Source organism: Novosphingobium meiothermophilum, assembly GCF_003171715.1.
GTDB classification, from domain to species: Bacteria; Pseudomonadota; Alphaproteobacteria; order Sphingomonadales; family Sphingomonadaceae; genus Novosphingobium; species Novosphingobium meiothermophilum.
The window spans coordinates 1-12021 of the sequence record NZ_QGHL01000008.1 but is presented as its reverse complement, the minus strand read 5'-3'; the positions used below and the strand labels follow the sequence as shown (position 1 = coordinate 12021).

Annotated in this window: 9 protein-coding genes and 1 pseudogene; 2 read left to right on the top strand and 8 right to left on the bottom strand. The window is 64.7% G+C overall.

The genetic code is table 11. The features are described from left to right. Positions 1-434: 434 nt before the first annotated feature. Entirely contained in the window at positions 435-3296 is a 2862-nt protein-coding gene (locus tag DKM43_RS08595) for a TonB-dependent receptor domain-containing protein (protein WP_161554057.1), read from the top strand. Positions 3297-3424: 128 nt separating this feature from the next. On the opposite strand, the gene DKM43_RS08590 is transcribed toward DKM43_RS08595, so the two are convergent. From DKM43_RS08590 to xseA, 5 genes are all read right to left on the bottom strand, one after another. Then, positions 3425-3712 (bottom strand): hypothetical protein, encoded by a 288-nt coding sequence (locus DKM43_RS08590; protein WP_109798104.1) that lies wholly within the window; start codon positions 3710-3712, stop codon positions 3425-3427. Between the two features lie 75 nt (positions 3713-3787). After that, positions 3788-4279 (bottom strand): hypothetical protein, encoded by a 492-nt coding sequence (locus DKM43_RS08585; RefSeq protein WP_145960490.1) that lies wholly within the window; start codon positions 4277-4279, stop codon positions 3788-3790. A gap of 53 nt (positions 4280-4332) precedes the next feature. Continuing rightward, a complete protein-coding gene (locus DKM43_RS08580; protein WP_109798102.1) occupies positions 4333-5205 on the bottom strand; it encodes a M23 family metallopeptidase in 873 nt (290 codons plus the stop codon). 1 nt (position 5206) lies between these two features. Further along, a complete protein-coding gene (locus tag DKM43_RS08575) occupies positions 5207-5407 on the bottom strand; it encodes a DUF2093 domain-containing protein (protein ID WP_109798101.1) in 201 nt (66 codons plus the stop codon). 26 nt (positions 5408-5433) lie between these two features. Then, positions 5434-6909, bottom strand: a complete 1476-nt coding sequence (gene xseA / locus DKM43_RS08570) for an exodeoxyribonuclease VII large subunit (RefSeq protein ID WP_109798100.1) — start codon at positions 6907-6909, stop codon at positions 5434-5436. On the opposite strand from xseA, the gene purD reads away from it, so the two are divergent. Next, entirely contained in the window at positions 6908-8194 is a 1287-nt protein-coding gene (gene purD / locus DKM43_RS08565; protein ID WP_109798099.1) for a phosphoribosylamine--glycine ligase, read from the top strand. The genes xseA and purD overlap by 2 nt on opposite strands. 28 nt (positions 8195-8222) lie before the next feature. Here the strand turns inward: purD and DKM43_RS08560 are convergent, their stop codons facing one another. From DKM43_RS08560 to DKM43_RS08550, 3 genes and pseudogenes are all read right to left on the bottom strand, one after another. Further along, positions 8223-9419 (bottom strand): CaiB/BaiF CoA transferase family protein, encoded by a 1197-nt coding sequence (locus DKM43_RS08560; protein WP_407938490.1) that lies wholly within the window; start codon positions 9417-9419, stop codon positions 8223-8225. 2 nt (positions 9420-9421) lie between these two features. Continuing rightward, positions 9422-11308 carry a hydantoinase B/oxoprolinase family protein gene (locus tag DKM43_RS08555; RefSeq protein ID WP_109798098.1) on the bottom strand — a complete coding sequence of 629 codons (1887 nt, stop codon included), beginning with the start codon at positions 11306-11308 and terminating at the stop codon, positions 9422-9424. Between the two features lie 11 nt (positions 11309-11319). Further along, a pseudogene (locus tag DKM43_RS08550) lies at positions 11320-12021 on the bottom strand (hydantoinase/oxoprolinase family protein); the annotation flags it as partial.

The window sequence follows — 12021 nt, the reverse complement described above, 5'->3', positions numbered from 1 at the left end:
TGTTGCGAAAAAGTCGCTCTGGAGTTGCCAATACTTTCAGTTGAAACGGCTTTGGTGAAACGGGCTTGCTGAATCGCGCGGTTGGCCCGCGCCAAGTCGGAAACGGCGGAGCATCGGTCCGGCAATGGCCGTGCCCGTGCGGTCGTTGTGAGATGACCTGCGCAGTGCGGTCCTTGACCTGCCAAGGCGCGATATGTCTGTGGCAGAATGGTTACACATCAAACGAAACTACTTACTTAAGATATAGACAGTATTGCTTGATTGTGTCCGGGTGGCATTAGGACTGCACGAACTCCGCGAAGCCTTCCAGTTTGCGTCCGATTTCCGAATCGCCGCGCAGGTGCTGGCAAAACAGGGGCTGGAGTGCGGAAGGACAGCCATGCCCCGCGCCTGTCTGCCTTCGACCGGTACAATCGGAACAGGGACTGAAAACTGTGAAATCCAGCAAGACCACCATTCGCGCCGGAGGTATTTCGGCGCGGGCACTCGCCCTTGCAGGCAGTGCTGTTGCCGTGCTCGGCGCAACCTCTGCGGCAGCGCAGGACGCCGCGGCCGACGCTTCCGCGAACGAAACCATTGTCGTGACCGGTTCGCGCATCGTCCAGCCAAACCTGAAGTCGACCTCGCCAATCGCGGTGACGTCGGCCGAGGAGATCAACGAAACCGGCTTCACCCGTCTGGAAGACGTGCTGGTCCAGTTGCCGCAGATCGAAGCCTCGCAGAATGCGTTCATCTCGAACGGCGCAACGGGCACGGCCACGCTTGACCTGCGTGGTCTGGGCTCGGTCCGCACGCTGGTGCTGGTCAACGGCCGTCGTCTCCAGCCCGGTTCGACCAACTCGGTCGCTGCCGACATCAACCAGATCCCGGCCGCGCTCGTGCAGCGGGTCGATGTACTTACTGGCGGCGCCTCGTCGGTTTACGGCGCAGATGCCGTGGCCGGTGTGGTCAACTTCATCATGGACGACAAGTTCGAGGGCTTCCAGCTCGATGTCGGCCAGTCCTACTACATGCACAACAATGGCGATACCTTCGTCACCGATCGCGCCAAGGCGCGCGGTTTCGCCGTGCCGACTGATACCACCTTCGACGGACGTCAGATCAACATCGACATGACCATCGGCGGCAAGTTTGCCGAAGGCCGCGGCCATGCCGTTGCCTACGCCACCTATCGCAAGATCGATCCGATCCTTCAGGGTTCGCGCGATCACTCCGCCTGTGCGCTCAATGCCGCTGGCACGGCCTGCGGCGGCTCATTCACGACGCCGGTGGCCAACTTCGACCTCTACCCCCGCATCGGCGGCGACACCGATTTCTCCTACAATGCGTTCCTCACGCCCAGCGCGAACGGCACCTTGGTAGATGCTTCGGACAACATCTACAACTTCGCCCCGGTCAACTACTTCCAGCGTCCCGATGAGCGCTACTCGCTCGGCGCCTTCGTCAACTACGAAGTTTCGCCCGCGTTCAAGCCCTATGCGGAAGTCATGTTCATGAGCAACCGCTCGGTTGCCCAGATCGCCGAATCCGGCACGTTCTACGTCGATCAATACGATTTCTCGTGCGCGACCGGAAACCCGGCGATCACCGCAGCCCAGCTTGCCCAGCTCTGCAATCCGGCCACCTACACCAATGGCGCCGGCGCTTCGCCGGCTTCGATCGACGGCTTCTCGGCCTACATCGGCAAGCGCAACAGCGAAGGCGGCGGTCGCCAGAACATCATCCAGCACGATTCGTTCCGTTTCGTGGGTGGTGCGCGCGGTGAGATCAGCAGCAACTGGAGCTATGACGCCTACATCCAGTATGGCCAGTCGTCGCTTTCGGACAGCTATCTGAATGACTTCCTGCTGTCCAAGGTGGAAGACGCGATCTACGCGGGCACCTACAAGGTGTGGCAGCAGGGTGCGGTGACGCCGGAGTTCGCCCAGACGCTGAGCGCAACGGCAACCCGCACGGGCGTGACCAAGGAGTTCCTCGCCTCGGCCTATGTCACCGGCAATCTCGGTTTCGGCATCGCCAACGATCCGATTTCGACCGTCTTCGGTGCGGAATACCGCAACAACATCTACCGCACGGTTTCCGACCAGCTCTACGAGGAAGGTCTGCTTGCCGGTCAGGGTGGTCCAACTCCGTCGATTTCGGGCAAGTTCGATGTCGTCGAACTGTTTACCGAAGCCAACGTGCCGCTGCTGCAGGATCTGTCGTTCGCCCGCGATCTGCGCGCCGAACTGGGCTACCGCTTCTCGCAGTATTCCGTTGCTGGCGGCGGCTCGTTCGACACGCACACCTTCAAGGCTCAGTTGAACTGGGAAGTGAACGATTTCCTGCGTCTGCGTGGTGGTTTCAACCGTGCCGTTCGCGCGCCGAACGCACCGGAACTGTTCACCCCCGTTAGCCTGGGGCTGTGGTCGGGCACCGATCCTTGCGCCGGTTCGGCCCCGGTCTTCACGGCCGCCCAGTGTGCCAATACGGGTGTTTCGGCTGCACAGTATGGGAACATTTCGGCCAACGCGGCGGCGCAGTATAACGCCCAGTATGCCGGGAACCTCAACCTGCGCCCTGAAAAGGCGGACAGCTACACCGCCGGTTTCGTGGTGACGCCTGCCCGCAACATCAGCTTTGCGGTCGACTACTACCGGATCAAGATGTCCGATGTGATCGGGATCTATCCGCCGGAGCAGCTCCTGCGTGATTGCGCCCTCACTGGCGATCAGGCGCTGTGCAGCCGCATCGTGCGCAATGCCGCAGGCAACCTGTGGCAGGGCCAGCAGGGCTATGTCATCTCGCCCAACGTCAACCTTGCCGGGCGTGACTTCCAGGGTCTCGACGTCGCCGCCACCTCGCGGTTCAATGTCGGTAACGGATCGATCACGGTCGGGCTGACCGGTTCCTACGTGCTCAAGAAGCAGTTCCAGGATGCGCCGACGACGACGCCTTATGACTGCAAGGGCACGTTCAGCGCGGTCTGCTTCGTCTCGCCCCGCTGGCGGCACACGCTGCGCGTCTCCTACAAGGCGCCGGAAGTGTTCACCGTAACCGGCAAGTGGCGTTTCATGAGCGAAGTGCAGGGTCCGGCTGCCAACGGCAAGAGCAGCATTCCGGCCTACAGCTGGTTCGACCTCTCGGTCGCCGCCGATGTTACCGACAATCTGTCGCTGTCGCTTGCGGCCAACAACATCTTCGACCGCAATCCGCCGCTCGTGGGCAGTGCTTACTCGTCGAACGGCAATACCTTTGCCGGCTTCTACGACACGCTCGGTCGCTACGTGTCGATCAACGCCTCCCTGCGCTTCTGATCCAGGGATTGGCGCAGTCCAGAACGGAGGAGGCGGTAGCAACGCTACCGCCTCCTTTGTTTATGCGCTGATGCCGCTATGGCTGCGCTGAGGGGCGATCAGGCGCCTGTCTGAATAAGGCGCGGTCTTCAGCCGCCGCTGTTGCCCGGTTGCGGACCACCCGCAGCCCCGCGCTGCTGGCGGATGATCTCGCCGTTGGCGACGCGCTCGTCATCCCACTCCTTTTGCGTCTTGCACACGCGCCGGGTCGAAAGGCGCGAGCCTGTCACCTTGAAATACTTGCAGATCATCTCCCCCTCGTCCTGCTTTGCAGGGGGAAGATCGCGCTCTTCAGGCGGTGTGGCACAAAGAGCGCCCGAACTGGTTATGAGCAGCAGGGCAATGGCGGATCTGAGCATGATCGTGGTCCTGTCCATGAAAATTGCGGCAAGGTGGAAAGTCCGGCCCGATCCGGGTAGCGCCGCGCATCCCCGAAGTGTCTGTTCCGGACCCTATTTCACGCGTGTGACTGCCTGAAAGCCCGTTCTTCCTTCGATCCGCAGACGATAGCCGAACATGCCGCCGTCACGGATGGTCACAGCCTGCCCTTCTCGCAGGCGGCCAGCCAGAGTGCCGTTCGAGGATGTCTGCCAGACTTGCCCGTTGTCGAGTGTCAGCGTGGCAAAGCCGAGCTTGGGATCGAAGCTGGTTGCGACGACGGTCGCACTGATCGACGCGCGATCCTCCGGCCTGATGCGTTGCGGCTTGCCGAAGGTATCGGTGCTGGCTGCCGCGGGGGAAGAGGCATCAGCGGCCATGGCTGCCGAGCCTTGCTCCGCTGAAGGGGCAATTGCATCATAGCAGGCCAGCCGTGCGCCCGGATCGGCAATCGCGCGGCAGCGAGCAAGCGGATCGGCCGCCACCGCCTGCGTTTGTGGAAGAAGGATCGCCGCGAACAGCACCAGGCCCGGTCCTGTCCTGAAGGGCAATCGTGCGTGAAACATCCTCAATCTCCCTGTGCGTCAATCCGCCCGTGCATTGCGCATCGGTTTGGTATTCAACCCGTTCCCTCGCCACCGGCACTGCCAAGCAGCAGCAGCGGGTCCAGCCGGGCTTCGCGCCATTTGACCGACCAGTGCAGATGCGGGCCGGTGGCGCGGCCGGTGCTGCCGATGCGCCCCAGGGGATCGCCGCGGCGCACCGTGTCGCCTTCTTTCACCAGCAGCGCGGAACTGTGCAGGAAGGCGCTGTTCAGCCCCATGCCGTGATCGAGCATGAGCAGATGGCCTTCGAGGCTGAACGGCTTGTCGGCGGCGGCAAGGATCACGAGGCCATCGGCCGGGGCAACATAGACGGTGCCGGCGCCGCCTGCGATATCGAGCCCGGAATGATAGGCCGCCGGCTCGCCCCTGTAGATGCGCTGCGCGCCGAAGCGACCGGAAAAGCGCCCCGGTGCGGGCCGGATGAAATCCTGTCGCCATCCTTCGGCCGCCGTCTCGCGGCTGCGCGCCGCGCCGATGCGGGCAAGTTCGGCCTGCCGCAGGCGCAGATAGTCCTCGTCGGTCACGCCGCCGGGCTTGCGCGCCACGTTGATGTGTTCGATCTGCCATGCGCGCGGGGCGATGGCGAGTTCGCGAATCACGCTGCGCCCGTCTGCCATGGTGAGGGAAAGCGCGTGGGTGGCGCCAGCGTCACGGTCAAACGCGGCGATGAAGCTGCCATCGGGCGCAAACGGCAGCGCCTTGCCGCCGAGGGCAAGCGCGCGCACGCCTGACTGCACCTTTCCGCGCATCCAGCCGCCCTGCGTCAACCGGCTGGCCGGATCGATGGTGACGGGGGCGGCGGGAGCCGCCGCGCCTGATTTCCCTCGCAGGGCGGATGTGGCCAGTGCCGCCGCCGAGCCGCCCAGAAAGGCGCGGCGCTCCATCATTTCAGCCTTCAAGATGGCGGCGGGTGGATATCTCCGCCGTGGCATAGGCTTCCTGCCTGCGGGCGCACCAGTAGCGCAGCGCATCGAGCGGGATCTGAACGCCCGAAACGGCGCAGATCACGTGATCCCCGGCAGAAAGCTGCCGGAAGCCGCCGGGTAGATAATGGAGCCGCGCAAGACGGCCTGAATGGGACATGAGCATGACTTCAATGTAGCAACCGGGCGCGTTCAGAACAATTCCTGCTGGCCTGCGGCAGGTGCTGCGGTGCGCGATTTTGCGGCAGGGCGTGGCGGCGGTGCGCTTGCGGTGCTGACATCCAGCAGGCCATCGGCAAACTCCAGCCGCAAGGCGGCGTGCGATGCCGCTGCCGCGCGCGTGCGCATGACCTGTCCATCGGGCGCGGTGACGAGGACATAGCCGCGTTGCAGCGGCGCTCTGGGATCGAGCGAGCGGCGCAGCCGGTCGAGCGCATCGACCTTGCCGCGCGCATGTTCGATGCGCTGGAGCAGAACTTCCGGGCGCAGGCGGCGCGCGGCAAGGCGTTCGGCCTCCCGTTCAAGCCGCGCGGAAAGCAGGGCGGGGCGCAAGGCTCCGGCATGGCGGGCAAGCAGCGATGCGGCAATTTCGGTGCGATGGATCAGCGCGCGGCGCAGGCGATCGGCCAGATCATCGACGCGCTGGGCCTGGGCCTGGAGCAGGCTTTGCGGCGGGGGCAGGCGCTGGCTGCGCGCTTCGAGACGTTCCCTGGCCTGCGCCAGCTGGCGCGCAAGGGCGCGGCGCTGGCGGGCGTTGAGATCGGCAACGAAGGTGGCCAGCTCGGCATGGACGGGCACAGCCAGTTCGGCCGCGGCGGTGGGCGTGGGTGCGCGCAGGTCTGCGGCGAAATCGCACAGGGTGGTGTCGGTTTCGTGCCCCACGGCACTGATGATCGGGATGGTGCATTCGGCGACCGCGCGCACCACCTCTTCCTCGTTGAAGCACCAAAGATCCTCGATCGAACCGCCTCCGCGCGCGACGATCACCAGATCGGGGCGGGGAATGGGGCCGCCCGGCGCAATGGCGGAAAAGCCGCGCACCGCATTGGCGATCTGCGCGCCCGCGCCTTGCCCCTGCACCAGCACCGGCCAGACCACGACACGGGTGGGAAAGCGGTCGGAAAGGCGATGCAGGATGTCGCGGATCACCGCGCCGGTGGGCGAGGTGACGACGCCGATGACGCGCGGCAGGAAGGGCAGGGGCTGCTTGCGGCCTGCATCGAACAGCCCTTCTGCCTCCAGCCGCGCCTTGAGCTTTGCCAGCAGTGCCAGCAGCGCCCCTTCGCCCGCAATTTCCATGCGGTCGATCACGATCTGGTAGTTGGAGCGGCCGGGATAGGTGGTAAGCTTGCCCGTGGCGATCACTTCCACGCCATCTTCGGGGCGGAAGTTCAGCCGCTGTGCATTGCCGCGCCACATCACGCCATCCAGGCGTGCGTTCTCGTCCTTGAGGCTGCAATAGAGGTGGCCCGATGCCGCGCGCTTCACGCCCGAAAGTTCGCCGCGCACCCGCACGAAGCCGAAGCGGTCCTCGACCGTGCGCTTGAGCAGCGCCGAAATCTCGGAGATGGACAGGGCCGGAGCGTTGTCGCCGGCCGATTCCCTCGCTAGGAGCCCGCCCGAACCATCGCTGTCATCGTCGTCATAGGGCGCGGAAGGGAATGCCATGAATATCCTGCTGCTGGGATCGGGTGGGCGCGAACATGCCCTTAGCTGGAAACTGGCGCAATCGCCGCGTTGCACCGCGCTGTGGGCTTCGCCGGGAAATCCGGGCATTGCCGAACACGCAAGGCTTGTGGCGCTTGACCTGACCGACCATGCCGCCGTGGTGAGTTTCTGCGAGGCGCAGCATATCGGTCTTGTCGTGGTTGGCCCGGAAGCCCCGCTGGTGGATGGCCTTGCGGATTCGCTGCGCGCAGCGGGCTTTGCCGTGTTCGGGCCGAGCCGTGCGGCCGCCCAGCTTGAAGGATCGAAGGGCTTCACCAAGGATCTGTGCGCCCGCGCCGGCATCCCGACGGCAGGCTATGTGCGGGCAAAGTCGCTTGAAGAAGCACGCGCGGCGCTGGCCGATTTCGGCGCGCCGGTGGTCATAAAGGCCGATGGGCTGGCGGCGGGCAAGGGCGTGGTCGTGGCCATGACCATGGCCGAGGCCGAAGCCGCGGTGGATCACATGTTCGACGGGGCCTTCGGCGCGGCGGGCACCGAAGTGGTGATCGAGGAGTTCCTGACCGGCGAGGAGGCAAGCTTCTTTGCGCTCACCGATGGGGCCACCATCGTGCCGTTCGGTTCGGCACAGGATCACAAGCGCGTGGGCGATGGCGATACCGGCCCCAATACCGGCGGCATGGGCGCCTACAGCCCGGCGCGGGTCTTGACGCCAGAGCTTGAGGCGGCCGCCATGACGCAGATCATCGCGCCCACGGTGAAGGCCATGGCGGATCAGGGAACGCCCTATTCCGGTGTGCTCTATGCGGGCCTGATGCTGACCGCGCAGGGGCCGAAGCTGATCGAATACAACGCCCGCTTCGGCGATCCGGAATGCCAGGTGCTGATGATGCGCCTCGAAAGCGATCTGGTGGAACTGCTCCATGCCTGTGCCGACAACCGGCTTTCCGGCATCCAGCCGCCGCGCTTTTCCGCCGACGTGGCCATGACCGTGGTCATGGCCGCCGAGGGCTATCCCGGAACGCCGAAGAAGGGCGGGCGGATAGATCATATTCCCGCCGCCGAAGCGGGCGGGGCCAAGGTGTTCCACGCGGGCACCGCGCTTTCGGCCGATGGGGTGCTCACCGCCAGTGGCGGGCGCGTGCTCAACGTGACGGCGCGCGGGCCAAGCGTGAAGGCGGCGCGCGATGCCGCCTATGCCGCGGTCGATGCCATCAGCTTTCCCGAAGGCTTCTGCCGCCGCGACATCGGCTGGCGCGAGATCGAGCGCGAGGAGGCGGGGGCATAGCCGCCTTCCCCCTCGCGTATCGCATCCTTCAGATCACGCCTTTCTGGGCCATCTCGGCCAGTTCCGCCTCGCCAAGGCCCAGAAGATCGCCGTAGATCTCGGCATTGTGCTGGCCTACCTTTGAGGGCGCGGGGCGGCGCACCGATCCGGGGGTCGCCGAGAACTTGGGAAAGCTGGACTGCATTTTCAGCTTGCCGAAGCGTTCGGTTTCCACCTCGATGATCGCCTCGCGCGCCTGAAAGTGCGGGTCGGCGATCATGTCGGGCGCGCGATAGACGCGGCCAGCGGGAATCGAGTATTCGATCATCAGCGCATCGACTTCATCCACCGTCAGCGTGGCCGTCCAGCGGTTGATAAGCTCGTCGAGCTCCTCCTGGTGCTCGCCGCGCGCCAGATGCGTGGCATAGCGCGGATCATCTCCCAGTTCGGGGCGGCCCATGGCCTCGGCCAGCCGCTTCCACAGCGAATCCTTGTTGGCGCCGATCATGAATTCGCCGTCCTTGCACTTGTAGACGTTGGACGGCGCAATGCCCTTGAGCACCGAGCCTGAGCGTTCCCGGATGTAGCCGGTGCGGTCATATTCGGGCACCAGCCCTTCCATGACCTGAAGCACCGATTCGTAAAGCGCGGCGTCGATCACCTGCCCGCGCCCGCTGCGGCTGCGTTCGTGCAGCGCCGCCAGCACGCCCATGCAGCCATAGGTGGCGGTCAGCGTATCCCCGATGGAAATGCCCATGCGCGAAGGCGCGCGGTCAGGCTCGCCCACGATATAGCGCCAACCGCCCATGGCCTCGCCGATGCCGCCGAACCCGGCGCGGTTCGAATAGGGACCGGTCTGGCCATAGCCCGACATGCGCGCGATGATGAGGCCGGGGTGCTCTGCCAGCAGCACGTCGGGACCAAGACCCCACTTTTCCATCGTGCCGGGCTTGAAGTTCTCGATCACCACATCGGCGTGGGCAATCAGCCGCTTCACCAGCGCCTGTCCTTCGGGAATGCGCAGGTTGGCGCTGACCGAACGCTTGTTGCGCGCGATCACTTCCCACTGCACCTTCTCGCTGCCCTGGCCCCAGTCGCGCATGGGGTCGCCAGTTACCGGCGGTTCGACCTTGATGACATCCGCGCCCATGTCGCCCAGCAACTGACCGCAGAACGGGCCGGCCAGAAGCTGGCCCAGTTCAACCACGCGAATGTCGCGCAAGGGTCCGGGGTTTGCTGTTTCCATGGTCATTCTGCGGCCTCCAGCAGCGGCCATTCGGGCTGGATTGGCGCGGGCAGGCCGGTTTCGGCAAGGCAGTTGGCGCGCAGCGTCTCGATACCGGGGCCATAGTTGAACAGCGGCAGTTCGCCGCGCGCGGCGCGCAGTTCTTCCCGCAGGGCTTCGGTTGCAGCGGCATCGACCATGCCCGCCCCATCGGCGACGACGCCATAGGCGCGCGCGCCTGCGGGCGTGACGAGCCCCTGCACGATTTCCTTGCCCACAAGAGCCGGATCGCGCGCAAGCGGATCGCCCCAGCCGCCGCCGCCCCAGGTGATGAAGTGCAGCATGTCGCCCGCTTCCACCTCAAGGTCTTCCACCTTGTTGCCGACGATGGTCTGGCTGCCATCGGGCTTTTCCAGAATCTTGCGCGCGCGCGCACCCGGCTCGCCGCCGTTCACGCCCCATGGCGGCACGAACCAGCGATCATCGTGAATGGCGATCACGCCCTTCGACAGGAAGCGATAGGTCATGCGGATGCCGTTGCCACCGCGATGAAGACCCGCGCCGCCCGAATCCGGCTCGCATTCGTAGCGTTCGATCACCATCGGGAAGTAGCGCTCCAGAAACTCGTTGGGCACATTGGTGAAGCCCGGCCAGAGCGAGTGGCCATCCGGCCCGTCGCCCATCGGGCGACCGGGGATGCCGCCGAAGCCGATCTGGAAAAGCTGGAACCATTCCCCGCCCTTGCCCGGACGCTCATCGTTGCCCGCGTAGAACAGGTGGGGGCTGGACGAAAATCCGGCGGCGTTGAGGAACTCCGGCGTCTTCTGCCCCAGAAGGCCGCCGAGGATGTCGAAGATGCGGCCCAGCGCATGAGTGCGGCCCGAAAGCGCGGCGGGGAACTTCGGCTTGAGCAGCGATCCTTCGGGGATGCGAACATCGATCAGGTCATAGAACCCGTCGTTGAACAGGATCTGCGGGTCGAAGACCATGATCATGTAGATGCCGAAGAACATCTTGAACATGTTTTCGTTGAGGAAGAAGTTGATCGAGGCGACCGACTGCGGATCGGTGCCCGCGAAATCAAGGACGACCTTCTCGCCCTCGCGCCACATGGTGCACTTGATCCTGTAGGGGCCGAAGCCCATGCCGTCGTCGCAGATGTAATCCTCGAAGCTGACCGGTTCTTCGGCAATGGCCATGCCGATCAGCGCCTTCATCGCGCGGTGGTTGCGGGCCAGCAGTTCCTGCGTGGCCGAAACATAGACATCGTCGCCAAAGCGTTCCGCCATTTCGATCACGCGGCGTGCGGCCACGCGGCACGAGGCGATCAGCGCGTTGAGGTCGGCCGCGCACCAGTCGGGCTTGCGGGTCTGGTGCATGACGAGGCGGATGAGATCGGCGTTGTATTCGCCCTTCTTCCAGATCTTCACGGGCGGGATGCGCACGCCTTCCTCGAAGATCGAGCGCGCGTTGATCGGCATCGAGCCGACGACCTTCCCGCCGATGTCGGACTGGTGGCCGAACATCGAGGTATAGGCGATGAGGCGTCCGTCCTTGAACACGGGCAGCAGCACCAGCCAGTCGTTCGAATGGCTGATCGCGCCGCCCACCGAATAGGGATCGGACAGGAAGATCATGTCGCCGTCTTCAAGGGTGCCTTCGTAGTTTTCCAGAAAGCCGCCGATGAAGCTGCCGAACTGGCCGACGATCATCTTGCCGGTGTGATCGGCAATGAGCGGGAAGGCATCGCCCTGTTCGCGGATGCCGGGAGACATCGCGGTGCGCACGAGGGTTGCGTCCATCTCGATGCGCGCGTTCCTCAGCGCGTTCTCGATGATGTCGAGCGTGACCGGATCGATGGGAACGCGGTTGAAAGGGGTGGTATTGGTCTGGACGATGGTTGCAGGCATGTCTCGCTCCCTCAGGCCAGATTGATCAGGATGTTGCCGACATGGTCGACGGTGCCGACGCAGCCCGCCTCGATCAGCGTGGTCGAATCCATTTCACAGACGATGGCGGGGCCGGGGATCACGTCTCCGGCGCGCAGTTTGGCTCTGTCATAGATGACGGCGGCCTGTTCGCGCCCGTCCATCCACAAGGTGTGATCGCGCATCTTGGCGGCGGCAGGGTTGCCATCGCCCTTTTCCAGTTCGGCGGCCGGCAGATCAAGCGCGCGGCCCATGGCCACTGCGCGCAGGTTCACGATCTCGTGCGGGGTGTCCATGTTGAAGGTGAACAGGCGCTTGTGCTCGGCATCGAAGCGGGCAAGGATTCCGGCGATGCCATCCGCGTTCAGCACATCGGCGGTGATCGTCAGTGGCACTTCGAACGCCTGCCCGGCATAGCGCACGTCAACCTCGAAAGTTGTGGTGATTTCGTCTGCGGGCACGCCGTCTGCCAGCAGTTCGGCGCGGGTTTGCGCGGCCATTTCATCAAGAATGGCGATGAGATCAGCCGCTTCGGTCTGCGTGGCAAGGCGGCTGAACGAGCGGGCGGTTTCGGTGCGCATGCGGGTGGTGGCATCGCCCAGCGCGCAGAGCACGCCGGGACTGACCGGCGAGATCGCGGGCCATGATCCCATGAGGCGCGCCACTGCATTGACGTGGAGCGGCCCCGCCCCGCC